Genomic DNA, 21,532 nt, shown 5'->3' with positions numbered 1-21,532 from the left:
CGACGCTCCCGCCCCCCGGAATCAGACGAATCGCTCGCGCCTCATTCCACGTGCCGCGCCTTCAACCGCAGCAGGAGCAATCCTGCGCCGAGAAGAAGAACAGAGCTTGCGACCACGAGTGCGGCGCTCGATCCGGTTGATGCCAGGCCCCCGCTTTGCGACCCCTGTTCGGTCCCGGACTTGTTCCCATTGCGACCAGGCGAAGGCGTTCCTGCCCGATCCGCTTGGAGGACCTCAAGAGGAGTCGACGCGCTGGAGGACGTGCCCACTTGGGTGAGGACGACGCGGTGCATTCCCACTGCCGCGTTCTCGGGGATGGTCGCCGAGATCGAGACAGTGCCCGAAGAGTCGCTGGTGGCCCGTGCAAGAACGATCGGGTCGGAATGGAGCACGGCCTCGATTTGCGAATTCGCCGCAAAACCGCGGCCGGTGATCGTCACTGTGCTTCCGCGAGCCGCCCGGGCCGGGCTCACCTCGACACTTGGAGTCGGTTGGGGCTTGGGGTCGGGCTCGGGTCGAGGCTGGGGATCCGGCTTGGGCTGGGGATCCGGCTTCGGCTGAGGATCAGGTTCGGGTTGAGGGTCGGGCTCAGGAGTGGTCTGCACGGGAAGCGTCGTCGAGTGCAGGACGCGAAGGGTCATCGATTCGGGACCCATACCGGCCTCCTTCGCCGCCAGCGCCACGGCGATGACGTTTTCGCCGCGCGGATTCAGGAAAGCGGAGGGGATGGTGAATGAATTCTGCGGCCCCTTGTCACCGATGTACACACCCGTGTTCCAACCGTTGACGAAAAGGGTCATCTGGGCCTTGTCGGCGCGCGAGGTGAAGCGATCGGAGTTCACGTCCAGACGGAAAGCCGTGTCCTGACCTTCGGGCACGTCAAGGTTCACATGGGCGCGATACCAGTGGACGCCGGCGGAGGGAGCGTGCAGATCGGAGGTCTTCACCCACGCCGAGTCGTCGAAGGACGGCATGTGCCATCCGAGTGCTTCGCCTCCCAGACCGCCGTTGTTGTAGATCGTCCCCGACGGGTTCGTCTCGGCGATGCGGGCGCTTTCAGCGGAGGCTCCCTTTATCCTCCACGTCACAGGTCCACGGTTGCCGAGTTGGGCATCGAAGAGGCCACGGTTCTCCTTGGACTGCGACTTGGCATTCCCGGAGCCGTTGCTCCAGTCGAGGCTCAGACCCAGGTTGTGGACAAGCACCGCGACGACAACCTTCTCGCCGGCCTTGACGCTTCCGGTCGGGGCCGAGACCGACTTCCAACCACCGGTGGCATCGATCGCCCCGGCGTAGGTCCCATTGACCCAGACTTGGGCGAAACCTGGGTTCTTGCCCTGCGGCGGCACTCCCTTGGAGGCCGTCGCGAGGAAGGACAGTTGGGGATCGTCCGAGTCGGCGGTGTAGGAAGCGCGGTACCAGACCGATCCCGAGTGGAATCCGTAGTGATTCGAGTCGAGGACGACCTTCTGGTGGCGTCCAGGACCCTGCTGGTTCACGTCCCGGTTCCTGTAGCGCTGGATGCCCGCGTACTCCTCGGACTGCTTCGATGCAGTGGCGTCGGCGAGCACCCACGTCGAGTCGTCGTGGTTGACCTTTGCTTCGGAGTCGTCCTGTGCCGACACGAAATGCAGTTCCTGGTCGGAAACGGCGATTGGCCCGTCGACAGAACCCGTCGAGACCCCTGCCGCAGGATCGCCCAGAGCCTTTCCGTTCCATGTCACCGAAGTCGTGCCCAGGGGAGCCATGGCGCGGATCTCGCCGGACGACGAGGCCGATCCGGTGATGGCCAGGGAAGTGCCCTCCATGCGAACCGTCCGGGCCAGTTCGACCCCTTCGACGGCCGCGCTGAAGGCGTCGGAGCCGTTGTGTCCGTCGAGCAGCCACGTCGTTGCCGCAGCTTTCCTGTCGATGACACGCAGGACCAAGGTGCCGGTGGCGTCGGTGATCGCAATGTCCTGCGGGGCATCCCTGTGGACGTAGTTGAGACGCAACTGCCCCGAGGCGGAGTCCCAGGTCTTCTCCACTGCGTCGGGCAGAACCACGGTCGGTTCGTCGGAGTAGTGGAGAACCGTCTCTCCTGCGCTGCCCGAGGCCGCCACAAGGTACTGGACATGACCGGCATCGGTGACAAGGGGCTGGCCGAAGAGCTGGGAGGTCGTGTAGTAGAGGTCCCGACCGGCCAGCTTCTTGTCCGCAGTCACGAGCAGGGCGTCACGCCCGTTGAGTGTGAGAGTCGTCCCCTCCTTCTGCGGGATGCGCGGCCACATCACGGAACCGTCATCGGGCGAGGGAATGTCCTCATGTGGAAGGGACGCGGCGGAGGGGAAGAGTCGAAGAGCGTCGAGACTGACGTAGGTGTCCGAGGAGCCGGGGAAGGGGGCGCCGTCGACCGTGACCTTCACCTTGTGGCGGGCCGGAGCCGACGTGTCGGCCGCCCTCCACGAGAAGACGGTCTGCTGCGGGAGGGGGCTGCTGGTGGTCTTCTCCTCGGTCTTGCCCACCGGGGTGTCATCGACTGTGACACTGGCCGAACCGTGGTTCTCCGAATGGGGGGCGATGATGTCGAAACCCACGCCCTCGAACTCGAAGGCGAAGCTGTCCCCGGCGGTCTTGGAGAAGGTTTCGTCCCCGTTGATGTCCCCGGCCGTCCAATTCTGTCCGGTGGCGTGCTGCCATCCGCCCGTGAAGGAGATGGTCGAGGTCTCGGAGTCGTTGACGACCACGGGGGACTCGCCAACGGGGTCCAGGACGTCGAAGGCGTCGATCCCGACCACTTGTCCGCCGGTGTTGGTCACCGTGATGCGGTGGTCGCCCGGAGCCAGCCCCGCCTTCTTGAAGGCCTCGAATTGGAGCGGCTTGTTCTGGTCGGTGTCCACCCGTGTCGTCGTCACCTCGACAGGAGCCTCGTCGTCGATGGCGACCGTGAAGGGACCGTGGTCGGTGCCCGTGGTCGTGATGAGGCGGATCCCGCCGCCCTTGAACGAGAAGGATGCGGAGTCCCCGGCATTCGCCGAGGCCGTCACCGTCTTCTTCCAGGCGGTCGGATCCTCCGTGGTCTTCCACTGGCCCTTGTAGACGACGGCCGGATCCCGGTCGTCGGTCGAGAAGCCCGCCTTGTCCTGCGGTCCGTTCTTCGGCTTTCCGAGGCTGAGCGGAATGGTGAAGGACGTCGGAGTCTCGTCATTCGAGTCCGACAGGCGCATTGCCAGGGTTCGAGCGCCATTGCCCGTCACCGAGTCCGCCGAGGAGTTCAGGCGCGAGTAGACGTTGACGGAGGAGCCCGAGACGATTGACGGCTTGGGTGCCGTCACCGGGCCCATCCCAGCCAGTTCGGGAACGGCTTTGGAGTAGTACCCGATCTCCTTTTGCACCCCGGCCTTCGCCGTGAGCATCCGGTCCTCGGTGATTCCTGCCCCGTAGTCGTAGGAGGTGAATCCCGAAGCGGGGGAACCCGTCCATCCCCAGTTCGTCCCGCCGAACGCCATGTAGAAGTTGAATGCGGTCACGCCGTTGCCGATGTTGTGCGCACCCCATTGGCGGGTGAATGCCTCATCGGTGTACTCGTAGCACTTCGAGGCGTTGAAGGACGCCCCCCAGGGCGTGAAGGCGCCGCCTTGGGACTCCGTGATGAAATGTGGACTCTTCGGCGCGTGCACCCTGAACTTGAATTCGGAGTCGCTGATCGATTTGCGTGGGGACGAACAATTGAAGCCGACGGGGTAACTGTCGTAGGCGTAGAAGTCCAGTCCCGTCGACGAGGTGTCGCTGAAAAGCCCATTCAGGTTGTAGTCGTTGTGGAAGGTCGGGACGGTGATTCCATCACTCTTCACCTGGGTGGTCAGTTCCTTCAGGAACTCCACGTCCTGCCTGTTGGCGTCCACCAGTTCGTTCTCCACCTGGTAGAGAAGGACGGAACCGCCGCCGGTGGTCACCTGGTGCTTGGCGATGATCGCGTCAACGGCCTTGAGCCAGGACTTCGAGGCCTCCAATGCCTTGGAGTCGGTCGATCGCAGTCCTCCACCGAAGTTGCTCATGTAGGCGGGAAGGCCACCCATCGAGATCTCGGCATTCACGTAGGGGCCGGGGCGGGCGATGACGTACAGGCCCTCCTCCTTGGCGATCCGCAGGAGCAGGTCGAGATCTTTCACGGTGTTCTCGGTGAAGTCGAAGGGGCCGTTCTCCTCACTCTGGTGCATTCCCCAGAAGAAGTAGAGGGAGACGGCGTTGTATCCGTTGGCACGCATCTTCTGCATGATGTCGCGCCACCCGTTGACGTCGGGCAGACGCCAGTAGTGGATCTCGCCGGACCAGATGTTGAGGCGCTGTCCGTCCACCATGAACGAGTGCTCGTCAAAGGTGACGGTATGGGCTTTGCCGTCGTTGCCGGGGAAGAGGATGTTCGCCCGGGGGAAGACTGTCGACGAGGTCGGTGCGGCTTGGGCGGCGTCGACGAATCCGGCGCTTCCTGTCAACGCGAGAGCGAGGGCCAGCGACGCTGCCGACAAGGGTTTGAAGAGTTTCGTCATGATCGTTCCTGGAAGAAGGGATGACTGGGTGAGGAGGGAATGGGCTCCACATGCGGGCACTGGCCCGCGGGCGATCCTGTGCCATGGTGCCGGTGGGCGAGGACTTCCTCGCCCACCGGCAGGGGTCCGGTTACTTCATCCGGCGTCGCGCGGCGACAGTGAAGGCGACACCGGGCACCACGAGGGCGAGCAGTGCCACGACGACCATGGACACAGGGGCGCCGGTCAGGGCCAGGTTCTTGTCCGTGGGCTTGGTGCCGGGCGTGGAGGCTCCGGGCTTGCCCCCCGGCTGCTTCGGGTCGGGGGAGGCGCCGGGGGCCTGGGTGAGCGTCAGCTTCGCCTCGGCACTGACTTGGGCCGCACGGTCCGTGACCACCAGGGTGTGCGCTCCCGGCTTCGTCGAGGTCGGAATCGTGAGCGTCGCAGTGAACTTCCCGTCGGCATCGGCGACCGGCTCGGCCAGACGCACCGGGTCGGAGTGCAGGTCGACCGTGAGTTTCGCCTTCGGGGCGAAACCGGTTCCGGTGAGCACGACGGTATCACCGGGGCGCACCGTGTCCTTGTCGAGGCTGAGGGTCGGCTTGGCGGGCGGAGCCGGGGTGTTCGCCACCGAGTGGGTGATCTCGGCCGAGGCGGCGCCCTCGTTGATCGCCTGGGTGACGCGCACCTTCATGCTGACGGGAAGCTGGGCTCCAGCAGTGTCGGGGGCGGCACCCTTCCACATGAGGTCGACACGGTTGCCGGCGGCCAGGTCGCCGGTCCAGGTGATGACCCCGGCCTGGACGCTGGGCGCGGGGATGGCGGCCGGGCCGCCGGGCGTCAGGGCCTCGATCTCCCAGAGGGAGACCCCGTACTTCGTTCCGTTGAAGGAACGGCGGCTCGTGGCCTGGACCTTGAGGGCCGACACCGGGTCGTCGGTGGTCACGGGGATCTCGTCGAGACCCACCGCGGTCTTGCCCGTGGGGCAGGTGTAGGAACGCTCGCCCAAGGAGACCCACTGGCCGGACTCCTTCAGGACGGACACCGAGTAGGTCGGCGCACAGGCCTCCTGCCAGGAGAGCTTGACCTTGTCCAACACCATCGGACGGGCCAGGTCGACCTGGATCCACGCGTCATCGGCGTAGTTCGAGGACCAGCGCGAGTCTGCGGCGGTGGAGCCGTCGATGACATTGTCGGGGGTGAATTGGGAGGGCTGACCGTTCCACAGTGTCTCCGTTCCCGACGCCTTCACCGTGGCCCCCTCGGAGGCGAGGGCGACATTGCGTGAGGGAGCCTGCGGAGCATTGCCGGCCGAGTCGACGACCTTGACGCTCACCTGGTCGGCCTTGAGGCCCTTGGCCGTGGCGGAGGAATCGATGGTCACGGTGGACTTGACCTCGATGGCGGAGGTGTTCGTGGCCGAGGCCGTGTAGGACAGCTCCGATCCGGCAGAGACCTCGCCCGCTCCAGGATCGGCCCCAAGAGCGGCCGAAACGGTGAGGTCCTGTTTGGGGGGTGCGACAAGGGCGGGTCCGACGGCGCTCATGTCGGAGGTGAAGGTTGCGTGGTCGCGATTGTCGTCAGCGTTCCACGTGCGCGCGGCGAAGGCGTCGACGAGGGGCCGGGAGTTCTGCGCGACCTGCTCCTCGGTCTCCATCGGGGCGTTGTCGGACCAGATGGCGAAGGAGGCTCCACGCAGCCACTGCGGGTAGGGCCTGGGCCACTGGTACTGGGTGTGCTGGTGATTCGTCGGGAAGGTGCCGGCCGTGAACTCGTTGTAGACGACGTCCGGCTTGGGACGATTGTGGTAGGCGCCGTTGGGGTAGTACAGGACGTAGTACATGTACTTGTCGTTGAAGTTGACCAGCCTGTATCCCTTGTCGACGAAGGTCGTCACAGGGGCCATCTTGGCGTCCCACGCGGTCCAGTAGTCGATCGTCGCGCTCTTGGACAGCTCGACGCTCTGCTTGTTGTCCGAGCGGTAGAAACCGTCGTTCCACACGCGCACGTCGGTCTTGCCCAGGGTCTCCAGGTGCCCGATCATCTCGTTGATGAAGGTGGTGAAGCCGTCGGCGACAGTCGCATTCGGGTTCCCGGTCGCCTGTTCGGCGTACTTCTTCAACTGGGGATAGGTGTACTCGGCCCTCGCGAAGTCGATGAACTCGTCGGCGCCCAGATGCCACTTGTCGCCGGGGAAGAGGGGAGCGTACTCGGTGAGGAGCTCCTTGACGAAGTCACGGGCCTCCTTCTTCGAGTAGTCCAGCCCCTTGCGGGCCTCGTCGGTGTTTCCCAGGCGCCATTCGGGGTGCTTGGCCAGTGCGTGGCGCAGGTGGCCGGGCATGTCCAGCGCCGGGATGACCTCGATGTGGTATCGGGCGGCCAAGGCGATGAGCTCACGAAGATCGTCCTTGGTCAGATGCTCGTCCGACACGATCTCCGGATGGGTCTCCGAGGTGAGGCGGAAGCCCTCGTTCTCGGAGAAGTGGTACTGGAGGACGTTGACCTTGCGCCATGACAGTTCCGGGATCAGGCGGAGGAAGAAGTCCTTGGAGTAGAACTTGCGGGCGGCGTCGATGTGGAAGGAGCGTTCGACCACGTCGGGCCAGTCGGTAACCACCGCCGCTTCGGCGCCACCCGAGGCGGAGATCGACTGCAGGAGGGAGCGGGTGCCCCAGTAGGCGCCCACCCGGCTCTTGCCCGTGATCGTCACCGTTTCCTTGACGTCGATGCGGTAGCCCTCCTCCGAGGGTACGTCGAGGGAAGGATCCACGGCCAGGACGATGTCGCCGGGGCGGGCCTCGCTTGCGGCTCCCTGCACCGCCGAGACGTCGGGAGCCGACAGGGCCGTGCGCAGTTCGTCGACGAACAGCTCCGCGTCGGAACGGAGGCCGTCGTGACCTTCGGGGACCAGGACGCGGGCCCCTGCGCGGAGGATCCACGGGGCCACTCCCGAAACGGGCTCGATCGAACGCAGGGCGGGGACGACTCTGCTCAGGCCCTTCCCCCGCAATTGTGCGGCTGCATCGGGTGAAGGAGATGCGGGATCGGCGAAAGCCGGCGCGATGGGGACGATCATGGACACGACCAGGGCGAAGAGGGCGAGGAAGACTGATGCGCATCGGTGCGCAGGTCTGGAGATAGGCATGCGGGAACACCTTTCGGGTGAACGAACAGGCACTGGAATGGGGAGCCTGTCAACATGACCCCGCTTCGTCGCGTAAGGCTGAAAACAGATTGATGACGCATGCACACGGTAACACTGTGGAGGGGGTGCGGTCCACGCCTTTACAGAGTATCCATCGGCATTCAAATGACATATGTGGGTGTGCGGGAAATGGTGACGTGTGCCGTCGGGAATGGAAAGGGATGGACAGGGGCACTTCGGACCGGGGAATTCACACATCCGGTCGGTGAAAAATGCGAAAAGGGACAAAACGAAAGCGCGGTCCGCGGAACCAGCCCGCAGACCGCGCCCTCGTCGATGAGGCGAGGTCGATCACGCCTTCTTCTTCGCCGGAGCCTCCCCCAGCTCGAAGGACGTCACCACGACCGTACAAGCCTCGTCCTGGGCCTCGTGAGCCACGAAATTCGGTAGACCCTCCACGCGGGTGGCGGCCGCAAGATCAGCGGCCACCTCATCCAGGTGCGGCAGCAGAGCCTTGGGGGCACCGACCTCGACCCGCAGGAAAGGCGTGCGCGGGCTCACCTTTGCCTCCGACTTCACGCGGCGCAGCACCACCAAGGCCGCCGAGGCAGCCTCAAGGAGCGCCGGATCGCCCTCGACGCCCGCAAGGTCCTCCGAGACCGGCCAGGCGGCGCGATGGACCGAGCCCTGGCGGTACCACGACCACACCTCCTCGGTGACGAAGGGCAGGAAGGGGGCCAACAGACGCACGATCGCGTCGATGACCAGCGCCAAGGCCGTCCGCGCCGATCGTGCCTCCTGCGGGCTCCATCGGCCCTCACGGTTGTAGGCGCGCTCCTTGACCAGCTCCAGGTAGTCGTCACAGAAGGTCCAGAAGAAGGACTCGGTGGCCTCAAGCGCCTTCGTGTGGTCGTAGGCGGCCAGCGCCGCTCCCGCCACGTCGAGCACGCCGCGCAGGGCGGCCAACACCGAGCGGTCCAGGGGAAGACTCACATGCGAAGGATCTAGGTCGAGGTCAGTGCCCTCACCCCCCATGGTCAGGGCGAACTTCGAGGCGTTGAGGACCTTGATCGCCAAGCGACGGCCGATCTTCATCTGCGCCTCGTCGAAGGTCGCATCCAGGCCCAGGCGGGCCGAGGCCGCCCAGTAACGCACCGCGTCCGACCCGTACTTCTCCAACAGGGCCATGGGCGTGACGACATTGCCCTTGGACTTCGACATCTTCTTGTGGTCGGGGTCCAGGATCCAGCCGGAGATCCCTGCATGTCTCCACGGAAGGGCACCGAACTCCAGGTTGGCGCGCACCACCGTCGAGAACAGCCATGTGCGGATGATGTCCTGGCCCTGCGGGCGCAGGTCCATCGGGTAGGTGCGGGAGAACAGGTCCTCGTCGTCCAGCCAGCCGCAGGCCAACTCCGGCGACAAGGACGAGGTCGCCCACGTGTCCATGATGTCCAGCTCACCGACGAAACCGCCGGGCACTGCGCGCTGGTCCTCGGTGAAGCCCTCGGGCACATCCGTCGACGGGTCCACGGGCAGGGCGGACTCGGCGGGGATGATGATCTGGTCGTGGTCGACCTGGCCGTCCTCGTCCACGCGGTACCACAGGGGGAAGGGCACGCCGAAGAAGCGCTGGCGGCTGATCAGCCAGTCGTTGTTCAATCCCGTGACCCAGTTCTCGTAGCGCACCCGCATGAACTCCGGGTGGAACTCCAGGTCGCGCCCGCGCCGTACCAGTTCCCCGTTGAGGTCCGCTCCGGAGGCCGGGTTCGTCCAGGCCTTGCCGCCGTTGCGGATGTACCACTGGCGCGAGGTGACGATCTCCAGCGGCTTGTCCCCCTTTTCGAAGAAGTTCGTCTGACGCACCGTCTTGACCGGCTCGCCTCGCATCTCTCCCGAGGCACGCAGGCGCGCCACCAAGGCCTCGCGAGCACTGAAGGTCGTCTTGCCCGCGATCTCGGTGAACGCGGCCACACCCTCGTCGGTGGTGATCCACTCCGGGACCTCGGTCCGGATTCGCCCGTCCTTGCGCAAGATTGCGCGCAGCGGCAGGTCCAGGTCTCGCCACCAGTCGATGTCGGTGGTGTCGCCGAAGGTGCAGCACATGGCGATGCCGGCGCCCTTGTCCATCTCCGCAGCCGGGTGGGGCAGGATCGGGACCTCGACGCCGAACACCGGAGAGGTGACCGTCGTGCCGAAGAGCGGCTTGTAGCGCTCGTCATCCGGGTGGGCGACCAGGGCCACGCAGGCTCCCAGCAGCTCTGGGCGGGTCGTCTCGATGCACACGTCGACGTCGTTGTCCACCGGTGCCCCGGCCGCCAAGGCATTGGCCGCGGCCTGCGCGTCGGTGATGTGGAAGGCCAGGCGGTGGTAGAAGCCGGGGTACTCACGCGACTCCAGTTCCGCCTGGGCCACGGCCGTCTGGAAGGTGACGTCCCACAAGCCCGGGGCCTCGCTCTGGTAGGCCTCTCCGCGCGCCAAGTTGCGCAGGAACGCGGCCTGGGCGACCTTGCGGGCGCGCGCCCCGATGGTCTGGTAGTGCTGGTTCCAGTCCACAGACAGGCCCAGGTGGCGCCACAGGGCCTCGAATTGGGCCTCGTCCTCGACGGTGAGGCGTTCGCACAGCTCCACGAAGTTCTTGCGGGAGATCGGCACTTGGTCGGCAGCCTTGACGGACTTGCCCTCGCCGCCCTCGTGCGGGGGAACGAATCCTTCGACGTAGGGCAGGGTCGGGTCGACACGTACGCCGAAGTAGTTCTGGACGCGGCGCTCGGTGGGCAGGCCGTTGTCGTCCCACCCCATTGGGTAGAACACGGCCTTGCCGGTCATGCGCTGGTAGCGGGCCACCACGTCGGTGTGCGTGTAGGAGAACACATGTCCCACGTGCAGCGATCCGGACACGGTGGGCGGCGGGGTGTCGATGGAGTAGACCTGTTCGCGCGTGGCGGTGCGGTCGAAGGCGTAGGTGCCGTCGGCCTCCCAGGTGGCGCCCCACTTGTCCTCCAGGCCCTCTGCCCCTACCTTGTCCGGCACCTGCGGGGCGGGAACGGTTGTGGGCGTGGGTGCGTCGTCGCGCATGGTGCGTCTCTCCATCCGAGTCGTGGACTTGTACGCCCCAAGGGTACGAGGTCGGTGCCAAGCGAACCAAAGCCCGCCCCAAGCCCGCGAGATTCGTCCGTCCTCCGGTGAGACTCGTCCGTCACTTCGCGAGATTCGTCCGTCGAGCCAATGGAGCTCCGACGCCGCCGAGCGACCTTGCTAGCGTGACGACATGACGCTTTCAGGTCTTTCGGCCAGCAATCAGAACTACGTGAAGGCCGTGTGGGCGCTCGGCGAATGGTCCGACGAGCCCGTGACCGCGTCCACCATCGCCGCTCGGACAGGAGTTCGCCTCTCGACGGCCTCCGACGCGATCCGCAAACTCACCGATCAGGGGTATCTCGCTCACTCCCCCTATGGCGCCGTGGAACTCACTGACCAAGGGCGAGCCGCCGCCCTCGAACTCTTGCGCCGCCACCGCCTCATCGAAGCATTCCTCGTCCAGACCCTCGGCTACGGGCTCGACGAAGTGCACGCCGAGGCCGAGGTTTTGGAGCACACGGTCTCCGACCTCATGATCCGGCGGATCGACGACCTTCTCGGGCATCCGTCGCGCGACCCCCACGGGGATCCGATCCCGCGCGCCGACGGGCGCATCGAGGACGCGACCTACCGCAGGCTCTCCTCGTGCCGCGTGGGCAGTGCGGTCCGGGTGGAGCGGATCGCGGATTCCGATCCGGAACTGGTGCGCCACCTCGCTGAAAACGGCGTCGTCTTCGGTGCTCGACTGCGTCTCCTCGAAAACGTCCCCTATTCGGGCGGCATCGATTTCGTCGTCGAATCGAGCGGTGATCGGGTCTCGCTCAGTCGGCAGGCCTGCGAGGTCATTCGCGTGGCCCCCCTCGACGACCTCGACGAGGAGGAGGGCACCCGAGCGAAGGAGAAAGGGCGGCACCCCGGTCCGTGACAATGACGGGGCACCGCCCTGGTCCGAGCGCTCAGCGGTCGAACTCGCCGACGATCCTTGTGTGAACCGCAGTGATCGCCTCTGGCAGGTCGCGGAACCGTGCAAGGTGCTCGCCACGATGCGCCAACTCCTGCTTCCAGCGATCGACGTCGATCGACAGGATCCGCTCGAGGTCGGCCTCGGGCAGCTCCAGGCCCGTGAGGTTGAGCTCCTCGCGCGTCGGGACGACACCCACAGGAGTCTTCGTCCCCTGCGCCTTCCCGTCCTGGAAATCGATGAGCCACAGCAGCGCGCGCAGGTTCTCACGGTATCCGGGCCAGAGGAAGTGGCCGTCCTCGGCGTCGCGTTGGAACCAGTTGACGTGGGCGAACAGCGGCGGCTCCGTGAGCTTGCCGAGCACATCGAGCCAGTGCGCGGCGTAGTCGCCCTCGGAGTAGGACATGAAGGGGCGCATCGACATCGGGTCGTAGCGCAGCATGCCCTCGACGCCCTCGGCGGCAAAGGTTGCTTCGGCTCCCAAGGTCAGGCCGTCGTAGACGCCCTCGGCGAGGTCGGTGATTGCGCGGATGAGAGGCTCCCGGTCGCGGGTCCGTCCGCCGAAGATCACCGCATCGATCGGGACTCCCGCAGGATCGGAGGCGTCGGCGGCAACAGTTGTGACATTGGTCAGCGGTGTTGCGAATCGGCTGTTCGGATGCGCCCAAGGGGCGTCCTCGTCCTCGTCGGAGCGCTCCGAGATGCGCTGGCCTTTCCAGTCGAGCCAGCCGTCGAGTGGAGCCGGGTGGTCGGGGGTGCGTCCCTCCCACCACACCTCCTGGGTGATCTCGTTGTAGGCGACATTGGTGAACAGGGCACCCGAGTCGTCGCCGATGGCTGACAGGGCGGCGGGGTTGGTCAGCTCGTTGGTGTCCTTGGCGACGCCGAACACGCCGTTCTCGGAGTTCATGCCGTAGAGGCGCCCGTCCTCGCCGACCCACAGGTAGGTGATGTCGTCGCCGTAGAACTCGACGCGGTAGCGGTCGCCGAGGGCGTCGGGCGGCAGGGTCATCGCGAGGTTCGTCTTGCCCGAGGCCGAGGGGAAGCCGCCGCACACGTGGTAGGTGCGTCCCGTCTCCTTGTCGACGATGCCGAGGAGCATGAACTGCTCGGCGAGGAACTTGCCGCTCCTGAAGCCGTCGTAGGAGGACTGGCGAAGGGAGTGGGCGATCTTGCCGAGCATGGCGTTGCCGCCGTAGGCGGAGCCGTAGTGGAGGATGAGGCGCTGGTCGGCGATGGTTGCGAAGAGCCTTTCGTCCTCGTCGGTGCCCTGTTTGAGGGAGTCGAGGTCGCCGGTGACGTGGACGGAGCGCACGAAGAACGACGGGTCTTGGAGGGTCGAGAACAGGTCGAGGCCGACGCGGGCCATGCGGATGATCTGGATGGCGACGACGCGGTTGTCGGAGAGTTGGACTCCGGCGGCCCATGCGGCGATCGGCGATCCTGGGACGGCCATGAGGTAGGGGATGACGTACATGGTCTTGCCGGCGAGTTTGCCCGCCATGCGTTCGCGCTGGATCTTCACGACCTCGTCGGCGTGGCGCCAGTTGTTGTAGACGCCCTGATCCTCGGGGCGCGACGTGGCGACGACGGTGCGGCCCTCGGAGCGGGCGGTGTCCTTGGGATGCGAGCGCGTGTAGTGGCGGCCCTTGCCGGCGGGCAGGATTTCCCCTGCTTTGAGTGCTTCGGCGACCAGGCGCTCGTCATCGGCCGTGCTGATGACCTCGATCGCGTCGGGCGTGGTGAGCAACGCCCATTCCTCGACGAAGTCTCGGATGGCGGGGGTGGTGACGCCGGCCGTGTCGAGGGCTGCGCGGATCTGGGGTGTGTTCATGAAGGATTCTCCTGTTCTGTGCCGTTTGCACGGTTCATCTGTGCCGCGAACCAGCCTAAGTACGTCGAGCTGAAGCTACAACTTCGACCTGCCGAACTTTTGTCGAGTGGGGTCGATTCGTCGCGGCGAAGTGACGGAGTTGGGGCTTTCGTCCGATGTGAGCTGTGGCGGATGCGCGGATCGACCGCACATCGGCAAGGGGGCGGATGGGAGGATGGCGAAGATGAACGGCATGAGGATTCACGAAGGCGGGGCTGTGACTCGAAGTGACTCGGCGTCGAATCCAGGTCCTGGCCAACTGGCGGGGCGGACACTGGAGCTGTTGCGTGAACTCGTGCGCAATGCATGTGTGAACGACCTGACCCCCGACTCCGGCCAGGAGGTCCGAAACGCCGACACGCTCGAAGCCTTCTTCGACGGCGTCGACGTGTCCATCACCCGACTCGAACCCCACCCCGGCCGCGTGAGCCTGGTCGTCCAGGTCCCCGGCACCGACCCGGGTGCCGACCCCCTGACCCTCATCGGCCACACCGATGTCGTCCCCGTCGACCACGACGCCTGGACCCGTGACCCCTTCGCCGCCGACATCGACCACGGTGCCGTGTGGGGCAGGGGAGTGGTCGACATGCTCCACCTCACCGCCGCCATGGCCGTCGTCACCCGCGCCGTCGCCCAAGGCCCACGGCCCGCCGGAACCCTGACCCTCGTCGCAGCGGCGGACGAAGAAGCCCGGGGTGGTCTCGGCATGGCGTGGATCGACCGGGAATGCCCGGACCTCATCCCCTGGGACAACTGCCTGGGTGAATCCGGAGGCTCGCACCTGCACGGGGTGGACGGTACCGACTCCGTCGTCATCGCCGTGGGAGAAAAGGGTGCCGCCCAGCGTCGACTCCACGTGCAGGGCGATCCGGGGCACGCCTCCGTGCCGCTGGGCAAGGACAGTGCCATCACCCTCATCAGCAAGGTCGCCGCGCGCCTGGCCGACGCCCAGCTGCCGGTCGCCACCGACGACACATGGAGCGGATTCGTCCGCGCATTCCGGTTCGACGCCCACCTGGAGGCCGCCCTCGTCAATGGGACCTACCGGGGAGACTTCCACGAATTCGCCGACCTGGCCGCCTACGCGCACGCCGTGTCCCGCATGACCCTGGCCTGCACGGTCCTTGGTGCAGGAGGCCCCATCAACGTCCTGCCCTCCTCGGCCCACCTGGACCTTGACGTGCGCACCCTGCCCGGACAGGATGACGAGGCCGTCGACGCCGCCCTGGTCCAGGCCCTGGGCGACCTGGCGCCCCGGGTCCGCATCGAAAGACTCATCTGCGAGGACGCGACCGCCTCACCCCTGGACACGCGCCTGGGACGCACCCTGGTGGAAGTCCTCCACGAGCAGCACCCGCACAGCCGGGTCGTGGGAACCCTGTTCCCGGGCGGCACCGACCTGCGTTTTGCCCGCAGGCGAGGCGGCATCGCCTACGGTTTCGGGTCCCACGCCACGGCCCGGACCCTGGGGCGGGTGTGGGCGCAGATGCACGCCCACGACGAGCACCTGCACCTGGAGGACCTGGACCTGACCGTGCAGGCCCTTGAGGCCGTGGTCACGCGATTCCTGCAGGTCACGGACAGCGGGTCAAGACCAGGGGCAGGGGCTTGCGCGCCGGAGGGGCATCTCACACCTTCCTGAAGGTCGAACGCGTTGGGCGATTCGCCACCGCAATCCCTACCCTCTACCCGTGGGCCCGAACGGGCCCGGAGAAAATGACAGGGGGGGATCGACATGCCACGCGTCGGACGAACGCTGCGCAGGACCGCAGCGGCCGTGATGCTCACAGCGACACTGACCGGACTCGTGGCCTGTGCGCCCACCACCGGAGCCCAGTCGGGAGCCCCCCGAGCCTCTGACGGCGTCCTCGACGTCGGCCTGCCCGGCTCCCTGTCCACCCTGGACCCCGCCCACGAGGCCGGCATCCTCAACTACTGGGTCGCCCAGATCACCTCCGAGGGGCTGCTGGGCGTGGCCCCCGACGGCAAGTTGGTCCCTGCCCTGGCGAAGGAATGGCACACCGAGGACGGCGCCACATGGACCTTCACCCTGCGTGACGGCGTCAAGTTCCAGGACGGAACCCCGATGACCATGGAGGACGTCCTCTTCTCCATCGACGTGGCCAAGGACCCCCAGAAGTCCCTGTCCACCTCCGTGTACTGGCCCGCGGGCGTCAAGGCCGCCGCCACGGACGACACGACGCTGACCATCACCCTGCCCAGCCCGAACATCGCCTTCGGGTGGACGGTGAGCGCCAACGGCGGCCTGTGGGTGACCTCCAAGGCCTTCTACGAAAAGGCGGCCAGCTACGGCTCCGCGAAGGACCTCATCCTGGGCACGGGCCCCTACAAGGCCACCGAGTTCCAGCCCGACTCCCACGCGACCTTCACCCGCGTCGACACGTGGTGGGGCCAAGGTGGAGGCGCGGACACGGTCAAGGTCGAATTCTTCTCCGACGAGTCCGCGCGCCTGCTCGCCCAGCAGGCCGGTGAACTGGACGTGTCACTGCAGGTCCCGGCCGCACAGCTGGCCCAGTACGAGGCCATCGCCGGCACCACCGTCAACACTGTGGCCGACCGCTCCTTCGTGGGACTCACCTTCGACGCGGGCGTCAAGCCCTTCGACGACATCCATGTGCGCCGCGCCATCGCCCACGCCATCGACCGGGAAGGCATCGTCTCCTCCGTCCTGCAGGGCCGGGGCGAGGTCGCCACCTCCATCGAGGCCCCCGAGCAGCTGGGCTCCGAGATCGGCGTGGACGCCGCCACGCAGCTCATCGCCGGTATCGCGCCCCTGACCCGCGACATGGACAAGGCGAAGGCGGAACTTGCCGCATCCTCGGTTCCCACCGGTTTCGAAGCCGAACTGCTGTACCCGACCTCAATCCCCGAAATGGGCACGGCCGCCTTGGCCATCGCCGAGGACCTCAAGGCCCTGGGCATCACGTTGAAGGTCACCGGCCAACCCGTCGAGCAGTGGATCGCCACCCTGGGCACCGGCCAGTACGGGCTGTCGTACATGTCCTACACGCCGACCACCGGCGACCCCGGTGAAGTCACCGGGTGGCTGCTGGGCGCCACCAACCCGGCCCGCTACGCCAACAAGGCCGTCGTCGACGAAGTCGTCGCCTCCTTGGGCCAGACCGACCCGAAAGCCAGGGCCGCCGCCCTCGTCAAGGGGACCACGACCGCCTTGGACGAGGTCGCCTACGCACCCATGTGGTGGGGCAGGTCCTCCATGGCGCTGGGCCCGGGCGTGACGCCGGTCGAGCCGTCGACCTACTTCCTCATGACCCACTGGGTCACGGCCCTCGAGTTGGTCGGTTGACCGCGACGGCGACCCCAGGTCGCGGGCCTGCGCCTTCCCGAGGTTCCGCTGCCGTCACACGGTACGTGGCGGCCCGGCTGGCGCAGGCCGTCGGCGTCCTGATGGTCCTTTCCGTCATCGTCTTCTCGCTGCTGCACATGGCCCCCGGGGACCTGGTGAAGAACCTCGTGGGGACCCGACGCGTCACCGACGAAATACGGCGCGCCATCGTCGAGCACCATGGACTGGACCGGCCTGTGGTCGTGCAGTACCTCACGTGGCTCACCCGGGCCGTGCGTGGCGACTTCGGCACCTCCGTGCGTTCCGGCGCGCCCGTCCTGGACGTCATCGGCGATCGCCTGCCATTGACCGTGGGGCTCACGCTGCTGGCCTTCGTGTTGGCCGTCGGCATCGGCATCCCCTTGGGGGTCCTCGCGGCGCGCCGGCGGGGCACCGGCGTGGACCGGGTCGTGACCACCTCAGCGGTGGTGGGCATCAGCGCCCCGGGCTTCGCGCTGGGCCTGCTCCTGCTCCACGTGTTCGCCGTCACGCTGCGCTGGTTCCCCACCCACGGTGGGGGCGAGGGCGTGGCGGACCGCGTGTGGCACCTGAGCCTTCCTGCGCTGGCGTTGGCGGTCGGCACGGCGGCGATGCTGGTGCGCATCACGCGAGCAGCGGTGGCCCACGAACTGTCCCAGGACTACGTGCTCTTCGCGCGCTCGCGGGGTCTGGGGCGGCGACGCACGAGCCTCATGGTCATGAAGAACGCCGCGACGCCGGTGCTGACCTCTGCGGGACTGGTTCTGGGCGCCCTGTTCGGATCGACCGTCCTGGTGGAGGAGACCTTCTCCCTACCGGGATTGGGCCAGCTGCTGGCCGACTCGATCACCTTCAAGGACGTTCCCGTGGTCCAGGCGATCGTCCTGCTGGTGGCCGCCGTCATCGTCGGTGTGACCTTGACGGTGGACCTGCTGGTCCTGGCCGTGGACCCGCGCCAACTCGACCATCGTGCGAGACGGAGGCCCATCCGATGAGTGCGAGTGATCTGGTCCGCTCAAGTCTTCGCGGCACCGCCGTCTCCTTGCGACGCATGCCGGGATCAGTGGCCGCGTCCTTGGTGCTGGTCCTGCTGCTGATCGTCCTCAGTGGCATCTCGCCCTTCCTGGAACCGGTGGCCCTGACGAAGGACCTCGCGCTGGGGGTGACGCCAGCGGGCACTGCCGGGCACCCGTTGGGTACCGACACCTTGGGGCGCGACGTGCTGCTCATGAGCATGGCCGGCACGGCCTCGGCGATCGTCGGGCCCGTGGCGGTGGCCCTGGGGTCCACGCTCCTGGGCATCGTCTTCGGCATCACCGCCGCATGGCGGGGCGGTCTGTGGGACGCGGTCGTCTCGCGTGCCTGCGAGATCCTGCTGGCGCTGCCCGTGACCCTGCTGGCCATCGTCGTCGCCGGCATTCTCGGGGGCGGCTACTGGGTGACGGTGGCCGTCCTGGTGCTGCTCTTCGCGCCTTCGGACGTGCGCATGGTGCGCGCCGCCACCTTGCAGCAGCTGCCGCGCCCCTACGTGGAGTCCGCGCTGGCACTGGGCATGCCGACCGGCAGGATCCTCACCTTCCACCTGCTGCCCAATGTGGCCCCCATCATCTGGGCGAATCTCTTCGTCAACGTGGCCTTCGCCCTCGTGTCGCTGGCGGGACTGTCTTTCCTCGGATTCGGCGTGTCCGCCCAGGCCGCCGACTGGGGACGGCAACTGGCTGACGGGCGTGCCTTCATCTTCCAGAACCCGGCGGCCAGTGTGGTCCCGGGGGTCCTGGTCATCGTGGCGGCAGCTGCCATCAACGTGGCGGGGGACTGGGCATCCAGTCGATCGGAGAGGAGGGCCGCCCGGTGAGCGCCACCTCATTCGTCGCCCACGGGGTCACGGTGACCACCCGGGACGGCCGACGCATTGTCGAAGGCGTGGACCTGCGGGTCGAGGCCGAGCGCACCCTGGTGGTCGTGGGAGAGTCCGGGGCGGGCAAGTCCCAGTTGGCCAGGGCCCTGTGCGCCCTGGAACCCCCGGGTTTCACCGTCACCGGCACCGTCGAACTGGGCGGGCGCAGCCTGGACCTGGGCGCGGACGCTCACAGCATCGGACGCCAGCGGGGCGCGGGAATCGTGTGGCTGCCGCAGGACCCCTTCACTTCACTGTCGCCCACGCACACCTGCGCCCAACAGATCCTCGCGCACCCTCCCGCATCCTCCGTCGAGCGCCAGGCGATGGTGGCCGCGCGCCTTGCGGAGGTCGGCCTGCCCGCGCGGGTGGCCAATGCCCGCCCCCACGAGCTTTCCGGCGGCATGCGCCAGCGGGTGGCGATCGCCGCCGCCCTGGATGCCACCCCGAAGGTCCTCATCGCTGACGAGCCGACCACTGCCCTGGACGTCACCACCCAGGCGGAGATCCTCGACCTGCTCGCAGACCTGCGTGAACGGCACGGGATGACCCTGATCCTGGTCACCCACGACCTGGCGCTGGCCAGACGCCACGGGGACGACGTCCTGGTCATGCGAGGCGGCCGGGTGGTCGAGGCCGGACCCGTGGGTCGGGTCCTGTCCGATCCGCAAGAGGCCTACACGCGCCGGCTCCTGGACCTGGAGCCACGTCTGGACGGGCCCGATCCGCGTGCACACGCCGACAGGGGAGTCGATGCGTCCGGTGCCGCTGCCGAGCCGGCGCCCCTGCTCACGGTGGGCAACCTAGGCCGCACCTTCCACGGCTCCGGCGGAGCCCGCCACGTCGCCCTGGCCGGAGTCGACCTGAAGGTCGCCCGGGGCGAGGCCGTCGCCGTGGTGGGCGAATCGGGTTCCGGAAAGACCACCCTGGCCCGCTGCATCGTGGGCCTGGAACACCCCGACACCGGTACGGTCCACATCGACGCCCCGCCCCTGGGACCCGCGCGGCGCCGCGGATGGCGATCCTGGCCCGTGCCCCCGGTCAGCATCGTCTTCCAGAACCCGTATGCGGCCCTCAACCCGTCGTTGACTGTGGGCACGACCCTGCGAGAGGTCCTGCGAGCCGTCGGCCGCCCCGACGAGGACGTCGCCCACCTGCTGCGAAGCGTCGGCCTGCCCACCGAACACGCGCGCCGCCCACCGGCCGACCTGTCCGGAGGCGAACGCCAAAGGGTGGCGTTGGCCAGAGCCATCGCCACACGCCCCTGCCTGTTGATCTGCGACGAAGCCGTCTCCGCCCTTGACGTGTCGGTGCAGGCCCAAGTGCTGGACCTGCTGGTCGACCTGCAGGAGGAACTGGGTTTCGCCCTGCTGTTCATCACCCACGACCTGGCGGTGGCCCGCAGCGTCTGCGACAGGGTGGTCGTCATGAAGGACGGCCGCATCGTCGAGGACGGGCCGACCTCGCGCGTGCTGCACCAGCCGGAACACCCCTACACCCAGGCGCTGCTGGCCGCCGTGCCGAGCGCACGCCCCCGGGAGGAGTCCACATGAGCATCTGCCCGCGTGCCTTCACACCCGGGGAACACTTGGCGGAACTCCTGCGCGTCGAAGGCGTCCCCGAGAATCTGCTGGAACACTGGTGCGCCATCGGGCCACGACATGTGCCCACACTGTGGGAGCACACGCTGGCCGACGGCGGCCGGGTGCTCGTGTGGGAGACCCATCGGGTGCTCGCCAGTCAGCGGGTCATCGTCGGCTGGTGCGTGGCCTCCGCCGCCTCTTGCGCGGGGGAGGAGGGCGGGGACGGTGCTCACCCCACGTGGGACCAGAGCGTGGTGGAGCCCGCCTTGGCCGCCCTGGTCGAATCCGTCGCCGCCGCCGCCCGCCGGGACAGGGCGCTGCTGGTCAAGGCCCAATCCCTTCCCGAGGACCACCTCCTGGCCCGGGTGCTGGAAGGGCGCGGATTCATCCCCTTGGAGGAGCCCCCCGCCCCGACCTCGTCCGCCTTGCACGCGACCTCGCCCCTGCACGGAATCCGCGGGTGGGTGCGATGCAGCGACGGGGCGGGCCCGGACCTGCAGGCGATGCCCTTCCACCAGCGCCAGAAGACCGAGTACACCTGCGGACCCGCCTGCGCCCTCATGGTGCTTCCCGATGGGCTGGAGCGCGTCGACGCAACCAGTGGCGGTGCCGGCCAGGAGATCGCCATGTGGCGTGAAGCCACGTACACGGGCGGCTGCGGGCACTACGGGCTGGGCGCGGCAATGGCACGCAGGGGAGTTTCCGTGACCATCTGCTGTGACGTGGAAGGGCCGGTCATCGGCCTGCCGGGGCCCGGCGCCCTGCACTCCGAGGCCGTGCGACGGCTCATCCACGACGACCACCGCCGTCAGGCACTGGAGGCCGGCGCCGCCGAGAGAATCGAGCCGCTGGCCCTGGAGACGTTGGACCGCGCGCTGGAGGACGGACGCCGGGTGCTGGTGCTGGTGGATCTGGTCCTGCTCAACGGCGAGGACGTGCCCCACTGGGTCCTCGTGTGGGCCAAGACGGGCGGACACTACCTGGTGCACGACCCGTGGAATGACGAGCACATGGGCGAGTCCTGGGTGCACACATGCGCCATGCCCATTTCCGGGCGCGACCTGTGGAGGATCGCCTCATGGGCCGAGGGCGGGCGCCCACCCCACCGCGCGGCCGTCATCGTCTGAGTCCGAGGGCC

Annotated in this window: 11 protein-coding genes; 7 read left to right on the top strand and 4 right to left on the bottom strand. The window is 67.4% G+C overall.

The window, feature by feature from the left end; genetic code table 11:
• Positions 1–41: 41 nt before the first annotated feature.
• From I6B53_RS07975 to valS, 3 genes are all read right to left on the bottom strand, one after another.
• Positions 42–4,529, bottom strand: a complete 4,488-nt coding sequence (locus I6B53_RS07975) for a beta-galactosidase (RefSeq protein WP_216763736.1) — start codon at positions 4,527–4,529, stop codon at positions 42–44.
• Positions 4,530–4,659: 130 nt separating this feature from the next.
• Positions 4,660–7,653: a family 20 glycosylhydrolase gene (locus I6B53_RS07970; RefSeq protein ID WP_216763735.1), complete on the bottom strand. Its 2,994-nt coding sequence runs from the start codon at positions 7,651–7,653 to the stop codon at positions 4,660–4,662.
• A 351-nt stretch (positions 7,654–8,004) separates the two neighbouring features.
• A complete protein-coding gene (gene valS / locus I6B53_RS07965) occupies positions 8,005–10,731 on the bottom strand; it encodes a valine--tRNA ligase (RefSeq protein ID WP_216763734.1) in 2,727 nt (908 codons plus the stop codon).
• Between the two features lie 193 nt (positions 10,732–10,924).
• Here valS and I6B53_RS07960 point away from each other — a divergent pair, with 193 nt between their 5' ends.
• Complete coding sequence (locus I6B53_RS07960; protein ID WP_216763733.1) at positions 10,925–11,659, top strand: metal-dependent transcriptional regulator; 735 nt, start codon at positions 10,925–10,927, stop codon at positions 11,657–11,659.
• 31 nt (positions 11,660–11,690) lie between these two features.
• On the opposite strand, the gene I6B53_RS07955 is transcribed toward I6B53_RS07960, so the two are convergent.
• On the bottom strand, positions 11,691–13,529 hold the full coding sequence (locus tag I6B53_RS07955; RefSeq protein ID WP_216763732.1) for a phosphoenolpyruvate carboxykinase (GTP): 1,839 nt from the start codon (positions 13,527–13,529) through the stop codon (positions 11,691–11,693).
• A gap of 232 nt (positions 13,530–13,761) precedes the next feature.
• Here I6B53_RS07955 and I6B53_RS07950 point away from each other — a divergent pair, with 232 nt between their 5' ends.
• The 6 genes from I6B53_RS07950 to I6B53_RS07925 all read left to right on the top strand — a co-directional run bounded on the left by I6B53_RS07950 (position 13,762) and on the right by I6B53_RS07925 (position 21,521).
• A complete protein-coding gene (locus I6B53_RS07950; protein WP_216763731.1) occupies positions 13,762–15,210 on the top strand; it encodes a M20/M25/M40 family metallo-hydrolase in 1,449 nt (482 codons plus the stop codon).
• 93 nt (positions 15,211–15,303) lie between these two features.
• Positions 15,304–16,896: an ABC transporter substrate-binding protein gene (locus I6B53_RS07945; protein WP_216763730.1), complete on the top strand. Its 1,593-nt coding sequence runs from the start codon at positions 15,304–15,306 to the stop codon at positions 16,894–16,896.
• A 65-nt stretch (positions 16,897–16,961) separates the two neighbouring features.
• Complete coding sequence (locus tag I6B53_RS07940) at positions 16,962–17,909, top strand: ABC transporter permease (protein ID WP_253953826.1); 948 nt, start codon at positions 16,962–16,964, stop codon at positions 17,907–17,909.
• Positions 17,906–18,769, top strand: coding sequence for an ABC transporter permease (locus tag I6B53_RS07935; protein WP_216763729.1), 864 nt, complete (start codon positions 17,906–17,908; stop codon positions 18,767–18,769). The genes I6B53_RS07940 and I6B53_RS07935 overlap by 4 nt, the downstream gene beginning before the upstream one ends.
• Positions 18,766–20,364 carry an ABC transporter ATP-binding protein gene (locus tag I6B53_RS07930; protein WP_253953825.1) on the top strand — a complete coding sequence of 533 codons (1,599 nt, stop codon included), beginning with the start codon at positions 18,766–18,768 and terminating at the stop codon, positions 20,362–20,364. Before I6B53_RS07935 ends, I6B53_RS07930 begins: the two co-directional genes overlap by 4 nt.
• A complete protein-coding gene (locus I6B53_RS07925) occupies positions 20,361–21,521 on the top strand; it encodes a peptidase C39 family protein (protein WP_216763728.1) in 1,161 nt (386 codons plus the stop codon). Before I6B53_RS07930 ends, I6B53_RS07925 begins: the two co-directional genes overlap by 4 nt.
• The last annotated feature ends 11 nt before the right edge of the window (positions 21,522–21,532 follow it).

The organism is Schaalia sp. 19OD2882 (assembly GCF_018986735.1).
Lineage (GTDB): Bacteria > Actinomycetota > Actinomycetes > Actinomycetales > Actinomycetaceae > Pauljensenia.
This window is presented reverse-complemented; position numbering and strand designations above follow the sequence as displayed.